Source organism: Streptomyces massasporeus (genome assembly GCF_014648995.1).
GTDB classification, from domain to species: domain Bacteria; phylum Actinomycetota; class Actinomycetes; order Streptomycetales; family Streptomycetaceae; genus Streptomyces; species Streptomyces massasporeus.
Genome location: NZ_BMSE01000007.1, coordinates 89,256 through 114,330, shown reverse-complemented (window position 1 = coordinate 114,330; position 25,075 = coordinate 89,256). Strand labels below are relative to the sequence as shown.

Below are 25,075 nucleotides of genomic sequence, written 5' to 3'. Positions count from 1 at the left end.
ACACATCGCGCCACTCCGCCCTGCCCGCTGCCGAGAGCACCGCTGCCGACGCGGCCGCCCTCCTTGGCGAACATCGAGTAGAAGTCGGGGGAGTTCATGTCAGAAGTCCCACCCGTCGTCCTCGGACTCGTCCTTGACCGGCTCGGGGGCCGCGAAGGACTCGCCGACCATGCCGGCGGTGAGGGTGGTGCCGTCGTTCGGGTCGATCAGGATGAACGAGCCGGTGCGGCGGGAGTCGGCGTAGGAGTCGACCGGCAGCGGCTCGGCGGTACGGATCTTCACCCGGCCGATGTCGTTGGCGACGAGCTGTCCCGGGTGCGGGTGCAGGGACAGGTCGTCGAGCGTGAGGCGGGACGGGATGTCCTTGACGATCGCCTTGACCGTGCGGGTGCCGTGCTTGAGCAGCACCCGGTGCCCCACCGTCAGCGGGGCGTCGGCGACATGGCAGACGGTCGCCTCGATGTCCTGCGTGGTCGCGGGCGCGTCCTTGCTCGGCACGATCAGGTCGCCGCGCGAGATGTCGATGTCGTCCTCCAGCAGGAGGGTCACCGACTGCGTCGTCCAGGCGACGTCGACCGGCTCGCCCAGCAGGTCGATGCCGGAGATCTTCGAGGCCCGGCCCGACGGCAGCACCGTGACGGACTCGCCGACGTGGAAGGAACCCGCCGCGATCTGACCGGCGTAACCCCGGTAGTCCGGGTGGTCCGGGCCCTGGGGCCGGATCACGTACTGCACGGGCAGCCTTGCGTGGCAGTGGCGCAGATCGTGCGCGACCGGGACCGTCTCCAGGTGCTCCAGCACGGTCGGGCCGCCGTACCAGTCCATGTTGGCGGAGGGCTCCACCACGTTGTCGCCGACGAGCGCCGAGATCGGGATCGCGGTGACCTCGGGGACGCCCAGCTCGGTCGCGTACGCCGTGAACTCCTCGGCGATGGCGGCGAACACCTTCTCCTCGTAGCCGGCGAGGTCCATCTTGTTGACCGCGAGGACCACGTGCGGCACGCGCAGCAGGGCGGCGATGGCCGCGTGCCGGCGGGTCTGCTCGACCACGCCGTTGCGGGCGTCGACCAGGATCACCGTCAGCTCGGCGGTGGAGGCGCCGGTGACCATGTTCCGCGTGTACTGCACGTGGCCGGGGGTGTCGGCGAGGATGAACCGCCGCCGGGGCGTGGCGAAGTAGCGGTACGCCACGTCGATCGTGATGCCCTGCTCCCGCTCGGCCCGCAGGCCGTCCGTCAGCAGCGCGAGGTCCGGCGCCTCCTGGCCGCGGCTCGCCGAGACGCGCTCCACGGCCTCCAGCTGGTCGGTGAGGACCGACTTGGAGTCGTGCAGCAGCCGCCCGACGAGGGTGGACTTGCCGTCGTCGACGGAACCGGCGGTGGCGAACCGCAGAAGCGTCGTTTCCGCGAGTTCCTCGGTGGTGATGGTGCTCATCTCTAGAAGTACCCCTCGCGCTTGCGGTCTTCCATCGCGGCCTCGGACATCTTGTCGTCGGCGCGGGTGGCGCCGCGCTCGGTGAGCCGGGAGGCGGCGATCTCCACGATCACCTTCTCGATCGTGTCGGCGTCGGAGTCCACCGCGCCGGTGCAGGACATGTCACCCACGGTCCGGTACCGCACGAGCCGCTTCTCGACGGTCTCGCCGTCCTTCGGCCCGCCCCACTCGCCGGCGGTCAGCCACATGCCGCTGCGGGAGAAGACCTCGCGCTCGTGCGCGTAGTAGATCTGCGGCAGCTCGATGCCCTCGCGGGCGATGTACTGCCACACGTCCAGCTCGGTCCAGTTGGACAGCGGGAACACACGGACGTGCTCACCGGGCGCGTGCCGGCCGTTGTACAGGTTCCACAGCTCCGGGCGCTGCCGGCGCGGGTCCCACTGGGAGAACTCGTCGCGCAGGGAGAACACCCGCTCCTTGGCCCGGGCCTTCTCCTCGTCGCGGCGGCCGCCGCCGAAGACCGCGTCGAACCGCTCCTGCTGGATCTTCTCGGTCAACGGCAGCGTCTGCAGCGGGTTGCGGGTGCCGTCCGGGCGCTCCTTGAGCACCCCGCGGTCGATGTAGTCCTGCACGGAGGCGACGTGCAGCCGCAGCCCGTGCTTCTCGACCGTGCGGTCGCGGTAGTCGAGGACCTCGGGGAAGTTGTGCCCGGTGTCCACGTGCAGCAGCGAGAACGGCACCGACGCCGGCCGGAAGGCCTTCAGCGCCAGGTGCAGCATGACGATGGAGTCCTTGCCGCCGGAGAAGAGGATCACCGGCCGCTCGAACTCGCCCGCCACCTCGCGGAAGATGTGCACCGCCTCGGACTCGAGGGCGTCGAGGTGCGACAGCGCGTACGGGCTGCCGGTCTCCTCGGAAACGGTGGCGACGGTCGTCATGCCAGTCCCCTTTCGGTCAGCAGGGCGAACACGGAAGCCGCGGACTCCTGCACGGTCTGGTTCTGCGACTCGATGCGCAGATCGGGCGACTCGGGGGCCTCGTAGGGGTCGTCGACCCCGGTGAGCCCGGTGAGCTCACCGGCGGCCTGCTTGGCGTACAGACCCTTCACGTCCCGCTCGCTGCACACCTCGACGGGCGTCGCGACATGCACCTCGACGTACGCGGTGCCGTTCGCTTGGTGGCGCTTGCGCACCGCCTCCCGGCTGTCCTGGTAGGGCGCGATGACCGGGACGAGGGCCAGCACGCCGTTGCGTGCGAGCAGTTCGGCGACGAAGCCGATGCGCTGCACGTTGGTGTGCCGGTCCTCGCGGCTGAAGCCGAGGCCCGCCGAGAGGAACTCGCGGATCTCGTCGCCGTCGAGCACCTCGACCCGGTGGCCCTCCTCGCGGAGCCGGCCGGCCAGTTCGTGGGCGATCGTGGTCTTGCCGGCGCTCGGCAGACCCGTGAGCCAGACGGTGGCTCCGGTCGTCACGTCACTCTCCTGAATCGTCGTCGTCATCCGTGCAGTCCGCACTCGGTCTTGCTCCGGCCCGCCCAGCGCCCGGCGCGCGCGTCATCGCCCTCCAGGACGCGGCGGGTGCAGGGGGCGCAGCCGACGGACGCGTAGCCGTCCATCAGCAGCGGGTTCGTCAGGACGCCGTGCTCGGTGACGTACGCGTCCACGTCGTCCTGGGTCCAGCGGGCGATCGGCGAGATCTTGACCTTCTGCCGCTTCTCGTCCCAGCCGACCACCGGGGTGTTCGCCCGGGTCGGGGACTCGTCGCGCCGCAGACCGGTCGCCCAGGCCCGGTAGTCCTTCAGGCCCTGCTCCAGCGGCTGCACCTTGCGCAGCTTGCAGCACAGGTCGGGGTCGCGGTCGTGCAGTTTCGGTCCGTACTGCGCGTCCTGCTCGGCGACGCTCTGGCGCGGGGTGAGCGTGATGAGGTTGACGTCCATCACGGCCTCGACCGCGTCGCGGGTGCCGATGGTCTCCTCGAAGTGGTAGCCGGTGTCGAGGAAGACCACGTCGACGCCCGGCATGGCGCGGGCGGCGAGGTGGGCGACCACCGCGTCCTCCATCGAGGAGGTCACGCAGAACTGCTTGCCGAACGTCTTCGCCGCCCACTGGAGGATCTCCAGCGCGGAGGCGTCCTCGAGATCGCGGCCCGCCTGCTCGGCGAGCTGCTTCAGGTCCTCGGTGGTGCGCTCTTCCTGAGCGGTCGTCATATCTGTGCCCCTCCGGAATCGGATCGCTTCAGTCCCTGAGCCAGCAGCCCGAGGAACTTCAGCTGAAAGGCCCGGTTGCACGCCGCGCATTCCCACGCGCCGTGCCTGCCCTCCGCGGCCTCGCTCGGACGCAGGTCCTCGTCGCCGCAGTAGGGGCAGTAGAACGGTGCCGCGCGCTCGCTCACGACAGGGCCTCCTCGCCGGCCCGCGCCGCCCAGGTGGCGAACCGCTCGCCGTCCTCGCGCTCGGCCTGGAACCGCTTCAGGACGCGCTCGATGTAGTCCGGCAGTTCGTCGGAGGTGACCTTCAACCCGCGCACCTTGCGGCCGAAGCCGGCCTCCAGGCCCAGGGCGCCGCCCAGGTGCACCTGGTAGCCCTCGACCTGCTCACCCTGGTCGTTGAGCATGAGCTGGCCCTTGAGACCGATGTCCGCGACCTGGATACGGGCGCAGGCGTTCGGGCAGCCGTTGAGGTTGATGGTGAGCGGCTCGTCGAAGTCCGGCAGGCGGCGCTCCAGTTCGTCGATCAGCTGCGAACCGCGCTGCTTGGTCTCGACGATCGCCAGCTTGCAGAACTCGATGCCGGTGCAGGCCATGGTGCCGCGCCGGAACGAGGAGGGCCGGGCGGTCAGGTCGAGCGCCTCGAGGCCCTCGACGAGCGACTCGACCTGGTTCTCCTCGACGTCGAGGACGATCATCTTCTGCTCGACGGTGGTGCGCACCCGGCCCGAGCCGTGGGCCTCCGCGAGGTCGGCGATCTTCGTGATCGTCGCGCCGTCGACGCGTCCCACGCGCGGGGCGAAGCCGACGTAGAACCGGCCGTCCCTCTGCCGGTGCACACCGATGTGGTCGCGCCACAGCTGGGACGGCTGCTCGGGGGCCGGGCCGTCGGTCAGCTTGCGCTTCAGGTACTCGTCCTCCAGCACCTGCCGGAACTTCTCCGGGCCCCAGTCGGCGACGAGGAACTTCAGCCGGGCGCGGTTGCGCAGCCGGCGGTAGCCGTAGTCGCGGAAGATCGAGATGACGCCCTCGTAGACGTCCGGCACCTCGTCGATCGACACCCAGGTGCCCAGGCGTACGCCCAGCTTGGGGTTGGTGGACAGGCCGCCGCCGACCCACACGTCGAAGCCGGGACCGTGCTCGGGGTGGACGACACCGACGAACGCGACGTCGTTGATCTCGTGCACCACGTCCAGCACCGGCGAGCCCGAGATCGCGGTCTTGAACTTCCGGGGGAGGTTCGAGTACGCCGGGTTGTTCAGGACCCGGCGCTTCATCTCCTCCAGGGCCGGTGTGGCGTCGATGATCTCGTCCTCGGCGATGCCCGCCACCGGGGAGCCGATCATCACACGCGGGGTGTCGCCGCAGGCGGTGACCGTCGACAGGCCCACGCCCTCCAGCCGGTTCCAGATCTCGGGCACGTCCTCGATCCGGATCCAGTGGTACTGGACGTTCTGCCGGTCCGTGATGTCGGCGGTGCCGCGCGCGAACTCCTGCGAGATCTCACCGATGACCCGCAGCTGCCGCGTGGTCAGCGCCCCGCCGTCGATCCGGACGCGCAGCATGAAGTACTCGTCGTCCAGCTCCTCCGGCTCCAGGACGGCCGTCTTGCCGCCGTCGATACCGGGCTTGCGCTGGGTGTACAGACCCCACCAGCGCATGCGGCCACGCAGGTCGTTCGGGTCGATCGAGTCGAAGCCCCGCTTGGAGTAGATCGTCTCAATGCGTGTCCGCACATTGAGACCATCGTCGTCCTTCTTGAACTGCTCGTTGCCGTTCAGTGGGGTGTGGTGCCCCACGGCCCACTGACCCTCACCGCGGTGACGGCTCACCTTGCGGCGGGGAGTCGCGGCAGCAGGGTTCTGCGGGGTGGCGGCCATGGTTGATACGTCCTTCGGGACAGGCGAAAATGCGGCTCTGACCTGCGCATGCGTGCGCATGGGCATAGGGCGCGTCATTGCGCAGGGGTGAGGCAGGAAAGGAAGATGTCGGGCGTGGGCTGAGTACGCTCAGTGCGCCGGACAGATGGCGCTGGACATGCGGCCGAGGTCGACGTGCCGCCGACTCACCAAGGCAATTCCAGTTCCAGACATGACGGAAGCGTGTCACGGCGATCTGGACACAGTCCAGCTTCGTCCAAGATGCGGACACCCTTGTCTCGCAGAGCAAGACAAGGGTGTTGTTGGTCACATCACGTGCGTCCTAGGTGTCCGTCCAGGTCAGACGGGGAACGCCCCAGGCCACGGTCCCGGAGCGGCGGCGTCCGCCTCCTCCTCGACCTTGGTGTCGAACAGCTTGAAGCCCCGCCGCTGGTAGTTGTCCATCGCGTGCTCGCCGTCCTTGCTGCAGGTGTGCAGCCAGACCCGCTTCGTCGGGGTCAGCCCCGCCCACCGGTCGGCGAGGTCCCAGGCCCGGGCCGCGCCGTACGACAGCAGGTGCCCGCCGATGCGCCGGCCCCGGAAGGCGGGCAGCAGCCCGAAGTAGACGATCTCCACCACCGCGTCGTCCTGCGCCTCCAGCTCCACGTACCCGGCGGGCGTGCCCCGGTCGTACGCCACCCACGTCTCCACGCCGGGCCGCTCCAGGTGCTCCACCCACCGCGCGTACGACCAGCCGAGCCGGTCCGTCCAGCGGATGTCGCCGCCCACCGACGCGTACAGGAACCGGCTGAACTCGGGCGAGGGCACCTCGGAGCGCACGACCCGGACGTCCCCGTCCGGCGCGACGGCCGGCAGCAGGTCGGTCGGGGCGGTCTGCTCCAGGGACCAGGTGGTCACGGCGATGGTGGTCATACGGGCCAGAAAATCATCTGACCACCTGGTCTGTCGATCGGCCCCGGGCCGTGCGCGGGGCTCCGGTCAGTCCAGCGCCCGGTCGATCGACGTCAGCGGCAGCGCGAACAGCATCCGCCCCGACTGGGACCAGACCTCGCCGGTCGCCTCCCAGTAGGACAGGGAACCCGACCCGCCGCTCCAGCAGTGCCGTGTCCCGTCCGTGCCGCACTCCGTGGCCCCCGCGCCCTCGGTGTCCTGGCGCCACAGCGTCCCGTGCCCGCCCGGGCTGCCCGCCGCGCGGTCCAGGTACCAGCCCGAGCGGTGGGCCAGCACACCCCGCACGTCGGCCGTCTTCGTCTCGTAGGCCTCGACCGGCGCCGCCTCGCCGGAGAAGTCGGTGGTGAGCAGACCGGTCCGGGCCGGATCCCGGCTCAGCGCGTAACGCCACAGTCGGGTGTGCCGGTCACCGTCCGCGGGCACCCACTCGCTCGCGACCAGACTGTCGGGGGAGGTGCTGCGGTCCAGGGAGATGGTGGCCGGGCGGGACGTGTCGTCCCCGCGGGGCAGGGTGTACGAGCCGACGGCGGGCAGCACGAACCGGTGACCGTGCGCGGCCCAGCCGCCCCGGACCCGGCCGACCGCGTCGGACTCGACGGTGGCGCGCTGGATGCGGTCCATGTCGTACACGTACAACGCGTCCCGGTCGCCCTCGCGGGTCGTCACCAGCAGCTTGTCCTGGTACCAGACCATGCCGGACAGCGGGGAGACCAGCCCCCGGTAGTCCCGCCCGCCGTCCACCGGCACGGCCAGCAGGGCCCAGGTGTAGCGCAGCGCGCCGGGGTCGTTCGCGTCGACGAAGGCGACCTTGGCCAGCCCCTGCTCGGGGGCCGGGCCGTCCATGGAGCCGCCCGCGGCGCCCCGGGTCCAGCCGGAGAGGATCACGCGGTTGCCGCCCCAGAGGCCGTCGTCGTCCGCGTCGCCCGAGGTCGTGACCGCGCCGGCCCGCCAGCCCTGGGTGTCGGAGCCACCGAAGCAGTACGCGCGCGTGGCCGCCGGCTCCACCGGCAGGCTGTGCTTCTCCGCCGTCGAGCAGCCGCCCGCGTTCCGCAGCGGCAGATCGGCGCCCTCCAGGACCGCGCCGACGCCGACGGGGCGGCCCATCTTCGACGCGAGCCGGTCCAGCCACCGCCCGGGCACCCGGTGCTCGGCCAGCGGCAGCCGCCCCGCCTCGTCGGACGCGGCGACCGGCTTCAGAGCCCCGGGGGCGTCGGCGACGGTGGCCTGCGAGGCGCTGATCAGAGTGGCGGCGGCGGTGAGCGCGAGGGCCGTCCCGGCCAGGGTCGCGCGCAGCGCCCTGCCCCGCCTGCGCCGCCGGTGTCTGCCGCGATGCTTCATAACGTCCTCCCGAGACGGACCAACTGCTCCTGTTGATCCGCACGTTGACGGAGGAGCAGGTGGGGCGGTCCGTAGAGGGATGCTACGGCAGGCAAGGGGGTCGGCGGACGAAGACCCCGCAAATATGCGAAAGATGCACCCCTCGGGGCGGCTTGTACACCACGCGCCGTGAACCTCAGGGCGTTGCCGGGGACCTGCGCTGCCTGCTCACCGCCGGTGCGCTCGAGTGCGGCAGCAGATCCCGCGGGTCGTCCGGAAGCAGCACCTCGACCTCGGCCGCCTCGGCGAACCGGTACGGCCGGTGCTCCAGGAACGCCCCCAGATACCGCCGCACCCGCGACATCTCGGCACGCACCGTCACCGTGCGGGCCGGGTCGCCGAACACGTCCCCGGCCAGGCCCGAGGCGCTGCGGCCGGAGCGGTGGACCGCCAGGAGGTACAGCAACTCCGCGTGCCGGGGACTCAGTTCCCGGGTCCAGGAGCCCGCCCCGCCGAGCACCTCCACCGACCAGCGCCGCGCCTGCCTGAGGTCCAGCACGATCCTGGCCGGGCCGCGCCGGCCCGGCTCGTCGTCGGCCACCCGCAACAGCCAGCCCCCGGCCAGCGGCTCCACCGAGCACAGCCCGAGCGCCGGCAGCCATCTCGGCCCCGCCGACAGCGACTTCGGCAGCGCCACGCGCCGCGCGTACGGCATCCCGCCGACCGCGGCGGTCCAGCCGTCCGGGTCGACCACCAGGGCACGGCCGCCGAGCCGGGCCAGCACCGGCGCCGCCACCGCCCGCAGCCGCTCCAGCGACTCCGTGTGCATCTCCCGCAGCCGGGCCTCGGCGAGTTTGGCCACCGAACCGACCCAGGAGAGCGTGGCCGGGTGCATCGTCTCCAGCGGGCCGCTCACGTCCACCACGCCGAGCAGCCGGCCGTCCCGCGGATCCGTCAGCGGAGCGCCCGCACAGGTCCAGCCGGCCTGGGAGCGCACGAAGTGCTCGGAGGCGAAGACCTGCACGGGCCGGCGCACCACCGCCGGGGTGCCCAGACCGTTCGTGCCGACGACGTCCTCACGCCAGTCCGCGCCGAGTTCGAAGCCCAGCCCGTCCGCCCTGCGCAGCACCGGCGGACTGCCCTCGCGCCACAGCACCCGGCCGTCCTCGTCGGCCACGACCATGATGTGGTGCGCCACGTCCGCCGCCGCCAGCAGCCCCTCCCTCAGCACCGGCAGCACATGGCGCAATACCGACGTCTCGCGCCGCCGCTGCACCTCCTCGCGGGGGAGCGGATCCGCCCGGACGTCGTGGTCGGGATCGACACCGCTGCGCATCATCCGCTCCCAGGACCGCTCGATCACCGGACGCGGCGCCACCGGAGCGGGCTGCCCCGCCAGCCGGGCGGAACGGACCTGGCTGAGGACCCGGGCCGCACGCGTGCTGTCCACGGCGGCCAAGTGCGTGACGTCCATCCGCGTGCGCCCCCCGGAGTCGCTTTTGACTGTGCGTCTCATAGTGCCGTCTGCCCCGCCGGTGCGTGCACAGTCCGCACACAGTCAGCAGCAAGTTGCAACCCCCTGCAACCCTGGTGGACGGCCCGGCCGTGTCCGAAACTTGAGCGGCGCCGTCCCGAGCGGCGTTCAGTGGCTCGAACGGGCCAGTGCTGCGGGGGTGGTGCCGTGTCGGCGCAGCACCACCCTCGCTTTTCACGCACGCGGAACAGCGGACCGGTTCAGGACACCGGACGCGCCCGTTCCACCACCGACGCCAGGTCCAGCGTGTGCGGCAGCGTCCCGAACGCCGCGCCCGCGTCGCTGCCCAGCCGCCCCGCGCAGAACGCGTCGGCGACCTGCGGTGGCGCGAAACGCACCAGCAGCGAACCCTGGAGCACCAGCGCGAGCCGCTCCGTCAGCCGCCGCGCCCGCCCCTCCACACCCTCCAGGTCGGCCAGTTCGGTCAGGAGGTTCTTGATGGCCGCGTCGAGACGGTGATCGGCGCCGCGCGCCTGCCCGACCTCCCGCAGATACGCGTCCAGCGCGCCCGGCTCCCGCTGCAACGCCCGCAGCACGTCCAGCGCCTGCACATTGCCCGCGCCCTCCCAGACCGAGTTCAGCGGCGACTCGCGCACCAGCCGCGGCATCTGGGATTCCTCCACGTACCCGTTGCCGCCGAGACACTCCGCCGCCTCTACGGCAACGGGCGGGCACCGCTTGGTCACCCAGTACTTGGCGGCAGGCACCGCGATCCGCAGCAGCGCCCGCTCCTGCTCCCCGCCGTCGTCCCAGGCGGCTGCGAGCCGCAGCGCCAGGGTCGTCGCCGCCTCCGACTCCAGCGCCAGATCGGCCAGCACGTTGCGCATCAGTGGCTTGTCGACGAGCTTCCCGCCGAACGCCTCGCGGTACGTGCAGTGGTGCACCGCCTGCGCCACGGCCTGCCGCATCAGCCCGGCCGAGCCGAGCACGCAGTCGAGCCGGGTCGCCGCGACCATCTCGATGATGGTGCGCACCCCGCGCCCCTCCTCGCCGACCCGGCGCGCCCACGTCCCGTCGAACTCGACCTCGCTCGAGGCGTTCGACCGGTTGCCGAGCTTGTCCTTGAGCCGCTGGATCCGGAACACGTTGCGCGCGCCGTCCCCGAGCACCCGCGGCACCAGGAAGCAGGTCAGCCCGCCCGGAGCCTGCGCCAGCACCAGGAAACCGTCGGACATCGGCGCCGAGCAGAACCACTTGTGCCCGGTCAGCTCGTACGTCCCGTCCTCCGCGAGGGGCCGCGCCGCCGTGGTGTTCGCCCGGACGTCGCTGCCGCCCTGCTTCTCCGTCATGCCCATCCCGAACAGCGCCCCGGCCTTGAGGTGCGCGGGCCGCAGCTCACGGTCGTAGATCATGGACGTCAGCCGCGGCTCCCACTCGGCGGCCAGGTCCGGGTCGGTGCGCAGGGCGGGCACCGCCGCGTGCGTCATCGACAGCGGGCAGCCGTTGCCGGCCTCGACCTGTGTCCACACCAGGAAGGCGGCGGCCCGCCGCACATGCCCGGCCGGCCGGTCCCACGCGGCCGTCAGACCCGCCGAGACGCCCTTGCCGAGCAGCCGGTGCCAGGAGGGATGGAACTCGACCTCGTCCACGCGGTTGCCGTACCGGTCGTGCGTGAGCAGCCGCGGCGGGTTCTCGTTGGCCAGCCTCCCCCACTCCTGCACCTGCGCCGAGCCGGAGGTCCGGCCGAGTGCCGCCAGCTCGCCGAGGACCTCCTCGCGCAGGTCCGGTTCCAGATGCCGCTCGACCGCGGCGGCCAGGGCCCGGTCGGCGGAGAAGACGTCGTACCCGACCAGCGGCGGGACCTGGTTCGTCACGGTGTGGGTGCTGCCTGCCATGGTGCGAACGTACCCCGGGGTAGCACCTTGGCACCCGGTGAACCCGGACCGGTCCGCGAAGACCCGGCCTGTGGGTGAGTGGGGCAGGGCACGACGGATACCGTTAGGGGGTGCAGCCAGCAAGTGAAACCCCCGACACGCCCTCCGGGCGCCTCCACCGGGCGCGGGCCCTCTACCGGAACGTCTCCAAACGCAGGACCGCCTGGCTGTTGGTCAAGGACACCGTCAACTCCTGCGTCGAGTACCGCATCCTCGGCCTCGCGGCCGAGGCCGCGTTCTTCACTCTGCTGTCGGTTCCGCCGCTGCTGCTGAGCATGATCGGACTGCTCGGCTACGTCGACGCCTGGACCGGCGCCGACACCATCCAGAGCCTCCAGACCAACCTCCTGGAGGCCTCCCGCACGGTCCTGTCCGACCAGGGCGTCCGCGAGATCGCCCAGCCGATCCTGCACGACGTGATGAAGGGCGGCAGGCCCGACGTCATCTCCATCGGCTTCCTGTTCGCCCTGTGGTCGGGCTCCCGCGCGGTGAACGTCTTCATCGACACCATCACCGTGATGTACGGCCTGGACGGCGTCCGGGGCATCGTCAAGACCCGTCTGATGGCCTTCCTGCTGTTCATCGTGGCCCTGCTGATCGGCTCGGTCGCGCTGCCGCTGATGGTGGCGGGGCCGGACGCCGTGGTGCGGATCGTGCCGTGGTCGACGACGGTCGTCCAGGTCCTCTACTGGCCCACGGTGATCCTCCTGTCGATCGCCTTCCTGACGACGCTGTACCACGTGTCCGTGCCGGTCCGCTCCCCGTGGATCGAGGACGTGCCCGGCGCGCTGGTCGCCCTCGGCATGTGGGTGCTCGGCAGCTTCCTGCTGCGGATCTACCTGACCAGCACGGTCGAGGGCCCCACGATCTACGGCTCCCTCGCCGCGCCCGTCGCGGTGCTGCTGTGGATCGGTGTGTCCGCGTTCGCCGTGCTCGTCGGGGCCGCGGTGAACGCCGCCATCGACCGGGTCTGGCCGGCCGCCGCCACGGCCGCGGCCCGCGAGGCCAACGAGCGGCTGCGGCAGGCGCAGGTCGCCGAGTACGTGGCCCGCGCCACGGCCACGGGCGAAGGCGACCCGGACATGCCCTCCGAGTTCCCGGAACGCTGGTCCCGCTTCCTGCCGCCGGAGGACGTGTCGGCCCGCCTGCGCACCCACGTGAAGAGCACCCACGTCAAGAACAGCCACGTCAAGAACACCCACGTGAAGAGCACGCAGGTCAACGGGGAAGGGCAGCCCCCCGAGGAGAAGTGACGGACGCCGCGATCTCCCCTTTCAGGCCTTCCAGGTCCCCGCCGCGGCCTCCTCGCGCACGAAGTCGCCGAAGTCCCGGGGCGCACGGCCCAGGACCTCCCGCACGCCGTTCGACAGGTGCGCGTTGCGGCCGTCGAGGAGCGTGTCGAAGATCGCCGTCATGCCCGCCACCTCCTCCGGCGGCACACCGAAACCGACCAGCGCCTCTCCGTAGTCCCGCGTCGAGACGGCCCGGTACGCCAGCGGCCGCCCCGTCGCCCCGGCGATCTCCGCGACCGCCTCCCCGAAGGTCAGCAGCCGCGCCCCGGAGAGCGTGAGGGTCCGCCCCACGTACTGGTCGCCGGACGTCAGCGCGGCCACCACCACGTCCGCGATGTCCCGCACGTCGAGGAACGGCTCCCGCACCTCGTCGGCCGGGAAGACCAGCTCACCGCGCTCCCGCAGCTCCGCCACCAGCGGCCCCTCGCTGAAGTTCTGCGCGAACCACGCGGCCCGTACGACCGTCCAGTCCGACCCCGAGGCGTGCAGTGCCTCCTCGGTGGGCAGGGCCTGGTCCTCGCCCCGCGCGGACAGCAGCACCAGCCGCCGCACCCCGAGACCGACCGCCTCCCGCGCGAGCGCGCCGACCGCTTCGGCGGCGCCCGGGGCGCCGACGTCCGAGGGGTGGGCGAGATACGCCGCGTCGGCGCCGCGCAGGGTGTCCGCCCAGGTCGAGCGGTCCCACCAGTCGAAGCCCGTCGCCCGCGACGCCGCCCGCACCGTGAGCCCGGCCGCCTCCGCGGCCCGCGCCACCCGGCTCCCGGTACGCCCCGAGGCGCCCGTCACCACCACCGTCATGCCGCCCTGTGTGTTCCGTGCCGCGTTCTGTGTCGTGTTGTCCGCCGTGTTCGTCATGCCGTCGAGTCAACTGCCGTACGCCGCACGGAACCATCGCTGAACGGCTCATTCCCATACGATCGCGTCTACGCTGGCCGCATGGACCCGCCCCCACGCTCGAACACGCTCACGCGGGGGGACCCCCTTGCCGGTCTGCTGGAGGGGCCCCGCGCCCGGGGTGCGTTCATGATCAGGGCCTGCTTCGACCCGCCGTGGGCGGTCCGCATCGAGGACCGGGCCCCGCTCACCGTGATGCTCGTCGTCCGCGGCGAGGCCTGGATCGTGCCCGACCGGGGCGAGAGGGCGCGGCTCACGGTAGGAGACCTCGCCATCGCCCGCGGCCCGGACCCGTACACGTGCGCCGACGCCCCCGGCACGGAACCGCAGGCGGTGATCCTGCCGCACCAGGAGTGCCGCTACCCCGACGGACGGCCCCTCAACGGCTCCATGGACCTGGGGGTGCGCACCTGGGGCGACCGGCTCGACGGCGACACCGTGATGCTGATCGGCACCTACCCGATGCAGGGCGAGGTCGGCGGACGGCTGCTGGACGCCCTGCCGCCCCTGCTCACCCTCACGTCCGACGTGTGGGACTGCCCGCTCACGCCCTACCTCACCGAGGAGATCACCCGCGACCAGCCGGGGCAGGAGGTCGTCCTGGACCGGCTGCTGGACCTGCTGGTCATCGCGGCGCTGAGGGCCTGGTTCGCCCGCCCGGAGGCGGAGGCACCGGCCTGGTACCGGGCCCTGGCCGACCCCGTCGTCGGCGGTGTCCTGCGCCTGCTCCAGGACGACCCGGCCCACCCCTGGACCGTCGCCACGCTCGCCGCGAAGGCCGGAGTGTCCCGGGCGGCGCTGGCCCGCCGCTTCACCGGCCTGGTGGGCGAGCCCCCGATGAGCTACCTCACCGGCTGGCGCCTCGCCCTCGCCGCCGACCGCCTGCGCGACTCCACCGACACCCTCGACGCGGTGGCGCGCAGGGTGGGCTACGGCAGCGCGTTTGCCCTGTCGACGGCGTTCAAGCGGGTGTACGGGGTGAGCCCGGTGGAGTATCGGGGGCGGGTGGCGTAGGGGCGGGCACGGGGGCCCTTGCCTGGTGTGGGGTCGGCGCGAGTGCTTGGTGCTTGGTGCCTGGTGTCGGGTGCCTGGTGCCTGGTGCCTGGTGCCTGGGTGCCCAGTGCCTGTTGCCGGCCTGGTGCCCAGTGCCTGTTGCCGGCCTGGTGCCCAGTGCCTGTTGCCGGCCTGGTGCCTGTCGCCGGGGCGGTCCTCGTGCCTGCTGTCGGGCCGGCCGCCGGGCGGGCCCTCGTGCCTGCGCTGTCCGGCCGGCCCCGTGCCTGTCGCCCGCCCGCGGCGTAGCGTGGCCCACGTGTACGTGGAGCGGGCGTCACGGCTGCCCGGGGCGGTCGTGTGGACCAACACCCCGTCCCGGCCCGGGGTGGGGCGGGTCCTGCCCGACGGGTGCATGGATCTGCTCTGGCACGACGGGCGGCTGATGGTCGCCGGGCCCGACACCCGCGCGTACCTCCCGGGCGGGGGGAGCGGCCCCTGGGCCGGAGTCCGCTTCTACCCGGGCACGGCACCCGCGCTGCTGGGCGTGCCGGCGCACGAGCTGCGCGACCGGCGCGTCGAGCTCACGGACCTGTGGCCGGTCTCGCGGGTGCGGCGCCTGGCCGACCGGGTGAACGCGGCCCCCGACCCGGCGAGCGGCCTGGAGGAGCTGGCGCTGCGGCAGGCCGCCGGTGTCGAACCCCCGGATCCGCTGCTCCGGCAGGTCGTCACCGCCCTGGACGCCGGCCGTCCCGTCGCCGCCACCGCCGATGAACTCGGTCTCGGAGCACGCCAGTTGCACCGCCGCTCGCTGTCCGCCTTCGGCTACGGCCCCAAGACCCTGGCCCGCATCCTCCGGCTACGGCGCGCCCTCGAACTGGCCCGGGCCGGTGTGCCCTTCGCGCAGACGGCCACCCGGGCCGGTTATGCCGACCAGGCCCATCTGGCCCGCGACGTGAGGGAGTTGGCGGGGCTGCCGCTGGGGGAGCTACTCGGCGGTGGTGGCTAGCGGCGCGTACAGGTCCACTCCGTTGCCGTCCGGGTCGTGGACGACGGCGTACCGCTGCCCCCAGAAGGCGTCCCACGGCTTGAGCTCGCCGTGGTACCCCGAGCCGACCAGTTCCCCGTACAGCGCGTCCACCTCCTCCGGCCCGTCGCAGCGCAGGGCCAGCGAGGCCCGGCCCCCGCCCACGGGCGGCTGCCACTCGGGCAGGAAGGAGAGGACCGTCTCCTCGGTGTCGAACATCAGCCGCAGCCCGCCGGGCAGTCCGGCCTCGGTGTGCGGCTGGTCCTCGGCACCGTCCGGGAAGGCGAACCCGAGCCGGCGGTAGAACGTGACGGATGCGGCCATGTCGGAGACGACCAGGCCGATGGCATCGAATCGTGCAGTCATGGGGCCACCGTAGGCAGGCCCGCGACGCCCGGTCTTGAACGAATCGGACACCTGAGCCGGCGCCGAAGCGGACACCGAAGCGCACCCCCGGTCCGGACGCGACGGGCGAAATTTTCGGTCGCCGCAGCGGCATCCCCCACGGCCTCCCGTGTCCTGGGTTCGTATGCCATGGCACCTCGACTGCTCGTCCACACCCGCACCATCGGCTACCGGCGCGACTCCATCCCGGCCGGTATCGCCGCCCTGCGCACGCTCGGGGACTTCGAGGTCCACGCCACCGAGGACCCGGCGGCCCTCGAACAGTCCCTGGACGACCACGCGGCCGTGGTGTTCCTCTCCACCAGCGGCGAGATCCTCACCCCGGCCGGGAGGGAGCGGCTCGCCGCGTACGTGGAGGCGGGCGGCGGCTTCGTGGGCGTGCACGCGGCGGCCTGCACGGAGTACGACTGGCCGTACTACGGCGAACTGCTGGGCGCGCGGTTCGCCCGCCACCCGCTCCACCAGCCCGGCAAGGCCGTCGTCGAGGACCACGACCATCCGGCGACCCGACGCCTGCCCGCCGTCTGGGAGTTCACCGACGAGTGGTACGACTTCCACACCAACCCCCGCGGCAGCGTCCGTGTCCTGGCCACCGCCGACGAGTCCTCCTACGAGGGCGGTGGCATGGGCGCCGACCACCCCCTGGTCTGGTGCCGCGACCACGGCCGGGGCCGCGTTTACTGCACGGCCCTCGGCCACGCCCGCGAGGCCTACGAGGATCCGGCCTTCCGCGCCCACCTCCTGGGCGGCATCACCTGGGCCGCCCGGCTTCCGTCGGCCCGAGCCTCGCGCGGACACCCTCGCCGCGCCCACCACCGCCGGCCACCCGACCCGGGCGGGCCCCGGGCGACCCGCCCCCGGGTGGGACGCCCGCCGTCCCGCGCGTGAACCGACCCTGGGCGGTCCGGGTCCGCGGGCAGGGCTCGCCGGGAGTGCCGTCCGCCCATGACGCTGTGCGGGCCAGACGAGACGAGCCGCCCCAGGGGAAACCCGCCGGGGGACGGCGGTTCGGAAAGGACAACCGCATGAGCATGCGCAATCGGGCCGTGGCGATGGTGACGACGGCCGTGATGCTGGGGGCCGGGGGGACCGGCATCGCCCTGGCGCCGGCGGCGAGCGCCGCGCCCGCCTACTTCGGCATCGACGGCAAGGGCGCCGTCACCAACGACTGGGAGGACGAGGAGAACCTCGGCGTCGACGCCTACGCCAGGGGCAACGCCATCGCCCTGTGGGAGACGGTGCTGTGGGCCGACGGCGCCGAGTGGGAGGACGACGAGGGCGAGTGGCAGCCCTTCAGGAAGAGCCGGATCGACGGATCGTTCGGGCCGGAGACCGAGTCGGCGACGCAGTGGTGGCAGAGCCGGCACAACCTCCCCGAGACCGACGGCACCGTCGACAGCGAGAGCTGGGACTTCGCCCAGACCCGGCTGCAGAGCCTGCCGGGCAACATCGTCCAGTACAAGGGCCTCGTGCGGAACGTCAACTTCAAGCGCGTGGGCGGCAAGTACCAGGTGAAGCTGAAGAACGTGGGGCCGTGGAAGTACGCCCACTACCGCACGCTCGGCTGAGCGACACCGTCGCCGGGGAGCGGAGGGCCGTGGGCCGTCACGGTCACCCGCTCCCCACCGGCAGCACCCACAGCAACCCGGCCAGCAGCACCACGATGACCCCGAACGACACCAGGGCCGCCGCCCGCCAACGCCGGTACTCGGCACCGGGCGGCCGCTCGTCCGTCATCGGCTCCGCCGGCCCGGCCGCCACCGCCGCCCCGTTCGGCCATGCCTGGTCGGCCAGATCCCACAGCGCCAGCAGCCGGGCCTGCTCCGCCCCCGCCATCCGGCACAGCGCCTGCACCGCTCCCCGCGGCGGCTGCTTCGCCCCGCTGAGATACCGCTGCCACGACGACTTGCTGTAGGCGGTCCGCCGGGCCAGCTCGGCGAGGCTCAGACCCGTACGGTCCTTCAGCGCCCGCAGCTGCTCGACCAGGTGCCGCGCCTCCCTCGGCAGTACGTCCGGAAGCGGCCGCCAGCGTGTCATGGTCGTCCCCCCACTGCTCGCCGCCGCCCCGCCCCCGGGCACCGGCCCCTCTCCACCGCATCGTTCGACGCCGGCCCGTCCCGGCCAGTTCCCCCCAATGGCGGGCGCGCGGCGCGCACGAGGGGTGTGCGGCGGACACCCGCACGACCACGGACCGGCGCCCGCACGCCGGTTTCCGTTCACTGGGGGCGACTCGACGGGGGGAGGGCGACGCACTGACGGAGAGGGCGACTCGACGGGGGAGAGGGCCACGCACCGAGGGAGGGGGCAACCGCTGTGGCGTCGGCCGGGAGCACCCCCTGGGCGCTATGCGGGCGGCGGCGCCGTGCTCGCCCGCTCCACCAGCCGCGTCGACAGCTCCGTCCGCGTACTCTCCGGGTGATGGCCGTCCATCATGCGCAGCAGCGACCGCAGGGCCGTCGCGGCCATCTCGGACAGCGGCTGGCGCACGGTGGTCAGCGCGGGGGAGGCCCAGCGCGCCTCGGGCAGATCGTCGAAGCCCACCACACTGAAGTCGTCCGGAACCCTCAACCCCCTTTCGGCCAGGGTCTCGTAGACCCCCAGCGCCATCCGGTCCGAGCAGACGAAGACGGCGGTCGGCGGCTCGGGCAGATCGAGGAGCTCCAGCATGCGGCGGTGGGCCACGCTCTCGTCGAATCCGGCGTGCCGGACGTACTCGGCGCGGTGCCGGACCCCGGCCGACGCCAGCGCCGAGCGGTACCCGGCGACCCGGGCGCTGCTGCACATCGTGCGCCGGGGACCGGCGATGACGGCGACCCGCTCGTGGCCCAGGGACAGCAGGTGCTCCGTGGCCGTCAGCCCGCCCTGCCAGTTCGCCGCCCCCACCGAGACGACGCCCTCCGGCGGTTCCTGCACCGGGTCGATCATCACGAACGGGATGCGGTGCTGCTCCAGCCACGCGTACTGCGAGTCGCTCAGCTCGGCCAGGTTGAACAGGACCCCGGAGGAACCCCGGGCGACCAGCTTGTCCAGCCAGCCGCGTTCCGGGCGGCCGACCCGGGAGCGGATCAGCGCCGCCGACACCACGACCTCCAGGCCCGCGTCGTGCGCCGCCTCCTCCACACCGTGCAGCACCGCCCCCGACCAGGAGCTCTCCAGCGAATGCACGACCAGGTCGACCAGCCGGGGTGCCTTCGCCGCGTCGAACCGGGGTCTGCGCACGTACCCGAGCCGGTCGAGCGCCTCGGTCACGCGGCGGCGGGTCTCGGGTGCCACGTCCTCACGGCCGTTGACGACCTTCGACGCGGTCGGCACCGACACCCCCGCCTCGCGCGCCACGACCGCCAGTGTCGGACCGGCCGCCACGCTCGCACTCGCCGTACGGACCATCGGGGAACCCACCTCTCCGGCCCGCCCGTGGGCCGTGGAAAGTTTCGACCAGCGCTGCCCACGGCGGTCACGAGGTCCGGCCGGGCAGAAAGCGCTTCCTACTTTAGGTGCGGCGCAGGACGGCGGGAAGGGAAAGTGAATTCACCGCTTCACGCCGGTCAAAACTTTCGAAACCCCGAACAGTCGCCTCACCCGGGTGCGCAGGTCAGTCGAAACCCGGTGAAGTCCGCCGTGAACGCCGCGTCCACGAGGTCCCTGGCGTGGATCGCCGCCATCGCCCCGGTGAACCGCAGCCGGGAGCCGTGGTCGTCGGACAGCCGGCTGAAGTCCAGCGCCGGCCCGACCGCCGTCCGTACCCCCTCGTGCAGGTACCAGAAGCGGGCGTCGGCCCCTTCGGCCGTCACCCCCAGCGTCACCGGCCCGTCCACCGGCACGTCGACGACGGCGACCTGTCGCACGCCGTCCTCGTCGCGCTCGACGAGGCTGAACACCGTACGCCCGCCCGCGGTGCCTCCCCACTGCTGTCCGCGCTGCGGCTCGCCCTCCGGCTCCGCCCACGTCAGGTCCAGGGCGAGATACGCCTCCGGGTTGTACCAGAGCAGCAGCCCGGCCGCCTGTGTGAAGGTGACCGGCCGTGCCTCCACGGTGACTTCGGCCTCCGCGCGGTGCTCGGTGATGCGCTGGGCCAGCAGGCCGGCCGCCCAACGGGACTCCGGCCCGTGCCGGCCGCGCAGCCGGATCCACCCGGGCCGGGCCGTCGTATCGGCCCAGGACGGGCCAGGCGGCTCGCGCAGGGAGCTCCACGGCCAGGACAGATCCTCCGGCTGCGGTACGGCTGCCGGCGGGTGCGGGTGCGGGTGCGGGTGCGGGTGCGGGTGCGGGTGAGGATGCGGGTGGGGACGGGGATGCGGGTGGGAACGGGGGTGCGACCGCGTCGGTACGTCGACCTCGATCTCGGGGTGCCACCCGCCCTGCCGCAGCCGGGGCCAGCCCTCCGCATCCCAGACCACCGCCTGGATCGCTGTCTCCCGGCCGAGCGTGCAGCGCCGCCCCTTCGGCGTGTGAAGCGGACGGGCCGTCAGATGGCCGAGCAGCCATTGCCCTTCGGGCGTTTCCACCAGCTCGCCGTGCCCCGCCTTCTGCAACGGCACCGCCGGATCGTCCCGGGTCGTCAGCAGCGGCCGTTCGTCGAGTTCGTAGGGCCCCGTCAGCTCCTGGGCGCGAGCCACCCGTACCCCGTGCTCCCAGCCCGTGCCGCCCTCCGCGAGCACCAGGTAGTACCAGCCGTCGCGCCGCAGCAGTTTCGGCCCCTCGATCAGCCGGTCGTGCCGGAGCAACAGGTGCGTGTCGCCGACGGGTTCCAGCGTGTCCCGGTCCAGCTCCGTCACGACGATCCCCGCGAACCGCTCACCCCCCGGCCGGTGGTCGTTCTGCAGGTTCAGCAGCCACAGCCGGCCGTCCTCGTGGAAGAGGGCCGGGTCGAACCCGTGGCTCGCGACCCGGCGCGGGGCGCTCCACCCGCCCTCGACGGAGGCGGCCGTCGCGACGTACGTGTCGAGGTCGAAGTACGGCGTGCCGACCGAGCGCACGACGGTGTACGTCACCCAGAACCGTTCCCCGTCCCAGCTCAGCGACGGAGCCCAGATGCCGCCCGAGTCGGGCACCCCGGCCAGCGAGTTCCCGGGGGCCGCCCCCTGGACGTGGCCCGCGTACTCCCAGTGGGCCAGGTCCCGCGAGCGATGCAGCGGGATCGTCGGGAACCACTCGAAGGAACTGGTCGCCAAGTAGTACCAGTCGCCGACCCGGACCAGCGACGGGTCGGGCGCGAAGCCGCGGAGGACGGGGTTGTGCAGGACGGTCACGCGAGGGCTCCCGGAGCGTTGGTCACCTGGGAGCCGCGGGGAGTCAGGGTCACCTGCGGCCCCCAGGAATCAGGGGGTACGACGAAGGACGGCCACGAGGGCGCCGTACGCCGGATGAGTGGCGCCGAGCGCCACTTGAGGGCGCCCGTCACTTGAGGGCGCCGAGCGTCACGCCGGTCCGCCAGTAGCGGCGCATCGCGACCATCATGATCGCCATCGGGACGATGGACAGCAGGGCTCCGGTCAGCACCAGGCCCGTCAGGTCGATGCCGGACTCAAGCCGTGTGCCGGTCCAGTTGTAGAGGCCGAGGTTGAGTGTCCAGTTCTCCTTGCCGCGCAGCACGGTCAGCGGCAGGAAGAAGGCGTTCCAGGTGTTCACGAAGGCCAGCAGGAACACCGTCGCGCCCCCCGTCGTCATCATCCGCAGCACGATGCTGCAGAAGATCCGCAGCTCACCGGCACCGTCGATGCGTGCCGCCTCCAGCAGCTCGTAGGGGATCGTCGCCTCGGTGTACACCTTGGCCAGGTACACGCTGAAGGGGTTGATCAGGCAGGGGATCAGCATCGCCCACGGCGTGTCCACCATGCCGGTCGCGGAAAACAGCAGATACAGCGGCAGCGTCAGCAGCGCGATCGGAATCAGGAACGAGCCCACGACACACGCGAAGATCGCGTTACGGCCGGGGAAGTCGAACCGGGCCAGTCCGTAACCGGTGGCGAGCGCGATCAGCGTCCCGCCGAGGGAGCCGACGCCCGCGTACAGGAACGAGTTGGCCGTCCACCGCAGGAAAATGCCGTCTTGGTATGTGAACACCTGATGCAGGTTGTCCCAGAGATGCCAGCCCGAGAACCACAGGCCGTTGCTCTGGTACAGCGCCGTACGGTCCTTCGTCGCCGCGACGATCAGCCACCACACCGGGAACAGGCTGTAGGCACTGGCCAGCACCAGGCCGACCAGGAGGAAGCGCTGGCCGCCCCGCCCGCGGGAGGCCGGGTCGGGCTGGGACAGGCGCCGGACACCACGGACTTCGGGCCGCTCGGTGGTCCGCTCGGTCAGCGTCATCAGTCGGCCTCCTTCGAGGTGAGCCGGTAGAAGAGGAAGGAGGCGAGGCCCAGGATCAGGGCGAGCAGCACCGACAGGGCAGCCGCGTAGTTGTAGTTGCCCGCGTTGAACGCCTGGTTGTAGATGATCATGATCGGAGTGAAGCTGTCGCTCACCGTCTGAGGCGTGATGTTCCGGAACAGCGCCGGCTCATTGAAGATCTGCAGCATCTGGATGATCGACAGCAGACCCGTCAGGACCAGCGCCCCGCGCACGAACGGGATCTTGATGCTGCGCGCGATCCGCAGCTCGGAGGCGCCGTCCAGCCGGGCCGCCTCGAACAGCTCCCGCGGCACACCTTGCAGCGCCGAGTAGATGATCACCATGTTGTAGCCGATGCCGTGCCAGGTCAGTAGGTTGCCGATGGACGGCCACACCATCGACGGCGCGAAGAAGTTCCAGTCGAAACCGAGGGCCTTGCCGATCGCGGTGAGCGGGCCGACATCGGGGCTGTAGAGGTTGACCCACACGATCGCCGCGACCACGCCCGGGATCATGTACGGCACCAGCAGCACGATCCGGAACCGGCTCGCCACGCGGGACGTCAGCGCGTCCAGGAACAGCGCCAGCAACAGGCTGATCAGCAGCATCAGCGGGATCTGGACACAGGCGAAGAGCACCACCCGCAGGATGGAGTTCATGAACGCCGAGTCCGTCAGTCCCTGACCGTAGTTGTCCAGCCCGACGAACTCCGTCGTCGCGCCGCCGAGGCCGAGCCCGGACTGCCTCTCCGTGAACAGCGACTCGTAGACGGCGTAGCCGATCGGGAGCAGATACAGAAACACGAAGCCGAGCTGGAAGGGCACCGTGAAGGCGGCGCCCTTCCAGCGCATGGAGCGAATCATCGAATGCCTCAGCCCTTGACGCTGATACCGCGGGACTTCAGGTCCTTGACCGTCCACTCCTGCATGTGCGCGAGCAGGTCGGTGACCTTCTCCTGCTTGTTGACGACCTTGGCCCAACCCGCCTGCAACTCCGTGAACATCGCGGTCCAGTTCGGCCCGAAGGTCCAGTCCGTGGTCACCGTCCCCAGGCTGTCCGTCACGACCTTCTGCGCCGGCTGGTAGTTCTTCCCGAGCAGCTTCTGCGAGATCGACTCACCGACGTAGGAACCGCTGTCCTTCAGTGCCGGCATCACGCCGTTGCCGGTTTCCGGGCTCGCCATCGTTTTGACCGCGTCCTGGTCCGTCGACATCCACAGCGCCGCCTGAGCCGCCTGCTTCTGGTCCTTGCACTGCTTGGTCACCAGCGTCACGCTGCCGGTCAGGTTCGTGCCGGCCGGCGTCTTCGCCGCCTCGCCCTCATACGTCGGCCAGGGCGCCAGCGCCCAGTCGCCGAAGGACTTGGTGAAGTTCTGCACCATGCCCGCCATCTGCCAGGTGGAGATCTGCCGGGTCGCCGTGGCACCACCGTCGTAACTGCGCTGCACGGCCGCGTAGTCGGCGAAGGACAGCTTGGCGTTCAGGTCGTTGTCGATGATCTCCTGGATCACCTTCGCGGCCTTGAGGGTGCCCTCGTCCTGGAAGTCCACCTTCCAGGCATTGCCGTCGATGGCGTACCAGTGCGCCCCGGCCTGCATCGCGAGCACCTCCAGGGTGCTCGGGTCCTCACCGGCGTAGTTGGTGATCTTGATGTTGTGCTTCTTCAGCTCCTTGCCCGCCGTGATGAAGTCGTCCCAGGTGGCCGGGGCCGTCAGGCCGTACTTCTTGAAGATGTCCGTGCGGTAGATCGTGAACTGGGGCGCCGAGCTGGTGGGCACGCCGTAGAGCTTGCCCTGCACCTGCGCGCTCGCCCAGGCGCCGGTGTTGAACTCGCCCTTCTCACCCTCGACGTACTGCGTGATGTCGGCGAGCGCGCCCTGCGACACCCAGCTCGTCACGTACTCGGCGGTGTTCTGCACCAGGCAGGGGGCGTTGCCCGCCTTCACCGCGTTGGTCAGCTGCTTCTGCATGGTCAGCTGGTCAGTGACCTTCGTGTACTTCAGCTGGACGTCCTGGTGCGAGGCGTTGAACGCCTTGACGACCGCCTCCTGGCCGTTGGCCCAGCCCCAGAAGGGGAGCGTGACCGGGCCGGAGTCCGACGCGGCGTCGTCACCCGAGCCGGATCCGCCGCAGGCGGAGAGCAGACCTGTCAGCGCGATACCCGCGACAGCGGCGGAGGCGAACCTTCTCCGGGGGCTGGTGAAGTTCATCTGACCGTGATCCTTCGGAATAGGGCGTTCTCGGAACGACTCGAATGACACGAGTGACTCAAAACGAGAGGACGGGGGCGGCTCGGGGGGGCGTCGGCCAGGAACGGCGACCGGAAAGCGTCGGCTCGCGGTTGCGGGGGGTTCGGCCAAGCGGAAGCTGTAGTAAGCGGTTGCTGGGACGGTAGGCGGACGGGTCTGCTCATAGCAAGAGGTGTGCGGCGATTTGTTTCGGCGGATGGTCCGGTGGGTTAGCGCTGGGTGCACGGGGCGTGGTGCGGCCGTGCGTACGGATACCCGCAGGTCAGAGGAATCACCGGCGCGTCACGCCGAGGTTCGGCGGGCATGGCGATGAGGGCCGGGGTGGGCCGTAAAGTCTCGGGAAAACGGTTACGTAACGAACTCTCATGGCGACTGACCGCGCGATGCGGGCTGCCTGCGGTCCGGGTTGCCAGTCGCATGGTGCGGGTCACCCGCCATGCGGTGCGGGTTGCCAGCCGCATGGTGCGGGCTGCCTGTCACACGGTCCGGGCCGGTCCGGGTCACCTGTCACACGGTGCAGGTTCCCAGCCACACGGTGCGGGTCGCCCGCCACGCGGTGGGGTCGCCCGCCACGCGGTGGGGCCGCCTGCCGACCGTATGGTGCGGGCCGCCTGTCACACGGTCCAAGTCACTTGTCACGCGGTCCGGGCCGGTCCGGGTCACCTGTCGCATGGTGCGGGTCGCCCGCCGCG

General features: G+C 71.6%; 23 protein-coding genes and 1 pseudogene. 5 read left to right on the top strand and 19 right to left on the bottom strand.

Features of this window, described 5'->3' with window-relative positions:
* Positions 1-99: 99 nt before the first annotated feature.
* The 11 genes from IE153_RS17925 to IE153_RS17880 form a co-directional block, all read right to left on the bottom strand.
* Positions 100-1,434 carry a sulfate adenylyltransferase subunit 1 gene (locus IE153_RS17925; protein ID WP_189590687.1) on the bottom strand — a complete coding sequence of 445 codons (1,335 nt, stop codon included), beginning with the start codon at positions 1,432-1,434 and terminating at the stop codon, positions 100-102.
* A gap of 2 nt (positions 1,435-1,436) precedes the next feature.
* Positions 1,437-2,372 carry a sulfate adenylyltransferase subunit CysD gene (gene cysD / locus IE153_RS17920; protein ID WP_189590686.1) on the bottom strand — a complete coding sequence of 312 codons (936 nt, stop codon included), beginning with the start codon at positions 2,370-2,372 and terminating at the stop codon, positions 1,437-1,439.
* A complete protein-coding gene (gene cysC / locus IE153_RS17915) occupies positions 2,369-2,905 on the bottom strand; it encodes an adenylyl-sulfate kinase (protein ID WP_189590685.1) in 537 nt (178 codons plus the stop codon). The genes cysD and cysC overlap by 4 nt, the downstream gene beginning before the upstream one ends.
* A 23-nt stretch (positions 2,906-2,928) precedes the next feature.
* Positions 2,929-3,639 (bottom strand): phosphoadenylyl-sulfate reductase, encoded by a 711-nt coding sequence (locus tag IE153_RS17910; RefSeq protein WP_189590684.1) that lies wholly within the window; start codon positions 3,637-3,639, stop codon positions 2,929-2,931.
* Positions 3,636-3,824 carry a hypothetical protein gene (locus IE153_RS17905; protein ID WP_031107434.1) on the bottom strand — a complete coding sequence of 63 codons (189 nt, stop codon included), beginning with the start codon at positions 3,822-3,824 and terminating at the stop codon, positions 3,636-3,638. Before IE153_RS17905 ends, IE153_RS17910 begins: the two co-directional genes overlap by 4 nt.
* Positions 3,821-5,518, bottom strand: coding sequence for a nitrite/sulfite reductase (locus IE153_RS17900; protein ID WP_189590683.1), 1,698 nt, complete (start codon positions 5,516-5,518; stop codon positions 3,821-3,823). Before IE153_RS17900 ends, IE153_RS17905 begins: the two co-directional genes overlap by 4 nt.
* A 129-nt stretch (positions 5,519-5,647) precedes the next feature.
* Positions 5,648-5,731, bottom strand: a complete 84-nt coding sequence (locus IE153_RS42735) for a putative leader peptide (protein WP_311241247.1) — start codon at positions 5,729-5,731, stop codon at positions 5,648-5,650.
* A gap of 126 nt (positions 5,732-5,857) precedes the next feature.
* Positions 5,858-6,430, bottom strand: coding sequence for a GNAT family N-acetyltransferase (locus IE153_RS17895; protein ID WP_189590682.1), 573 nt, complete (start codon positions 6,428-6,430; stop codon positions 5,858-5,860).
* A gap of 66 nt (positions 6,431-6,496) precedes the next feature.
* Positions 6,497-7,807: a hypothetical protein gene (locus IE153_RS17890; RefSeq protein WP_189590681.1), complete on the bottom strand. Its 1,311-nt coding sequence runs from the start codon at positions 7,805-7,807 to the stop codon at positions 6,497-6,499.
* 175 nt (positions 7,808-7,982) lie between these two features.
* Complete coding sequence (locus tag IE153_RS17885) at positions 7,983-9,260, bottom strand: GAF domain-containing protein (RefSeq protein WP_189590680.1); 1,278 nt, start codon at positions 9,258-9,260, stop codon at positions 7,983-7,985.
* A 260-nt stretch (positions 9,261-9,520) separates the two neighbouring features.
* Positions 9,521-11,155, bottom strand: coding sequence for an acyl-CoA dehydrogenase family protein (locus IE153_RS17880; protein ID WP_189590679.1), 1,635 nt, complete (start codon positions 11,153-11,155; stop codon positions 9,521-9,523).
* A 110-nt stretch (positions 11,156-11,265) separates the two neighbouring features.
* Between IE153_RS17880 and IE153_RS17875 the strand changes: the two genes are divergently transcribed.
* A complete protein-coding gene (locus tag IE153_RS17875) occupies positions 11,266-12,447 on the top strand; it encodes a YihY/virulence factor BrkB family protein (protein ID WP_189590678.1) in 1,182 nt (393 codons plus the stop codon).
* Positions 12,448-12,468: 21 nt separating this feature from the next.
* On the opposite strand, the gene IE153_RS17870 is transcribed toward IE153_RS17875, so the two are convergent.
* On the bottom strand, positions 12,469-13,341 hold the full coding sequence (locus IE153_RS17870; protein ID WP_189590677.1) for an NmrA family NAD(P)-binding protein: 873 nt from the start codon (positions 13,339-13,341) through the stop codon (positions 12,469-12,471).
* A gap of 81 nt (positions 13,342-13,422) precedes the next feature.
* Here IE153_RS17870 and IE153_RS17865 point away from each other — a divergent pair, with 81 nt between their 5' ends.
* Both IE153_RS17865 and IE153_RS17860 read left to right on the top strand, forming a co-directional pair.
* Positions 13,423-14,394: an AraC family transcriptional regulator gene (locus IE153_RS17865; protein ID WP_189590676.1), complete on the top strand. Its 972-nt coding sequence runs from the start codon at positions 13,423-13,425 to the stop codon at positions 14,392-14,394.
* A 295-nt stretch (positions 14,395-14,689) separates the two neighbouring features.
* On the top strand, positions 14,690-15,379 hold the full coding sequence (locus tag IE153_RS17860; RefSeq protein WP_189590675.1) for a helix-turn-helix domain-containing protein: 690 nt from the start codon (positions 14,690-14,692) through the stop codon (positions 15,377-15,379).
* Here the strand turns inward: IE153_RS17860 and IE153_RS17855 are convergent.
* Complete coding sequence (locus IE153_RS17855) at positions 15,359-15,763, bottom strand: VOC family protein (RefSeq protein WP_189590674.1); 405 nt, start codon at positions 15,761-15,763, stop codon at positions 15,359-15,361. The two genes, IE153_RS17860 and IE153_RS17855, sit on opposite strands and share 21 nt — an antisense overlap.
* 168 nt (positions 15,764-15,931) lie before the next feature.
* On the opposite strand from IE153_RS17855, the pseudogene IE153_RS17850 reads away from it, so the two are divergent.
* Positions 15,932-16,573, top strand: a pseudogene (locus IE153_RS17850) (ThuA domain-containing protein); the annotation flags it as partial.
* Between the two features lie 254 nt (positions 16,574-16,827).
* Positions 16,828-17,370, top strand: a complete 543-nt coding sequence (locus IE153_RS17845; protein ID WP_189590672.1) for a peptidoglycan-binding domain-containing protein — start codon at positions 16,828-16,830, stop codon at positions 17,368-17,370.
* A gap of 43 nt (positions 17,371-17,413) precedes the next feature.
* Here the strand turns inward: IE153_RS17845 and IE153_RS17840 are convergent, their stop codons facing one another.
* The 6 genes from IE153_RS17840 to IE153_RS17815 all read right to left on the bottom strand — a co-directional run bounded on the left by IE153_RS17840 (position 17,414) and on the right by IE153_RS17815 (position 24,344).
* Positions 17,414-17,839, bottom strand: coding sequence for a helix-turn-helix domain-containing protein (locus IE153_RS17840; protein WP_189590671.1), 426 nt, complete (start codon positions 17,837-17,839; stop codon positions 17,414-17,416).
* Positions 17,840-18,145: 306 nt separating this feature from the next.
* Positions 18,146-19,189 (bottom strand): LacI family DNA-binding transcriptional regulator, encoded by a 1,044-nt coding sequence (locus IE153_RS17835; protein WP_189590670.1) that lies wholly within the window; start codon positions 19,187-19,189, stop codon positions 18,146-18,148.
* A 188-nt stretch (positions 19,190-19,377) separates the two neighbouring features.
* Complete coding sequence (locus tag IE153_RS17830) at positions 19,378-21,051, bottom strand: glycoside hydrolase family 43 protein (protein WP_189590669.1); 1,674 nt, start codon at positions 21,049-21,051, stop codon at positions 19,378-19,380.
* A 148-nt stretch (positions 21,052-21,199) separates the two neighbouring features.
* Positions 21,200-22,114 (bottom strand): carbohydrate ABC transporter permease, encoded by a 915-nt coding sequence (locus IE153_RS17825; RefSeq protein ID WP_189590668.1) that lies wholly within the window; start codon positions 22,112-22,114, stop codon positions 21,200-21,202.
* Entirely contained in the window at positions 22,114-22,998 is an 885-nt protein-coding gene (locus tag IE153_RS17820; protein ID WP_189590667.1) for a carbohydrate ABC transporter permease, read from the bottom strand. Before IE153_RS17820 ends, IE153_RS17825 begins: the two co-directional genes overlap by 1 nt.
* An 8-nt stretch (positions 22,999-23,006) precedes the next feature.
* Entirely contained in the window at positions 23,007-24,344 is a 1,338-nt protein-coding gene (locus tag IE153_RS17815) for an ABC transporter substrate-binding protein (RefSeq protein WP_189590666.1), read from the bottom strand.
* Between the last annotated feature and the right edge of the window lie 731 nt (positions 24,345-25,075).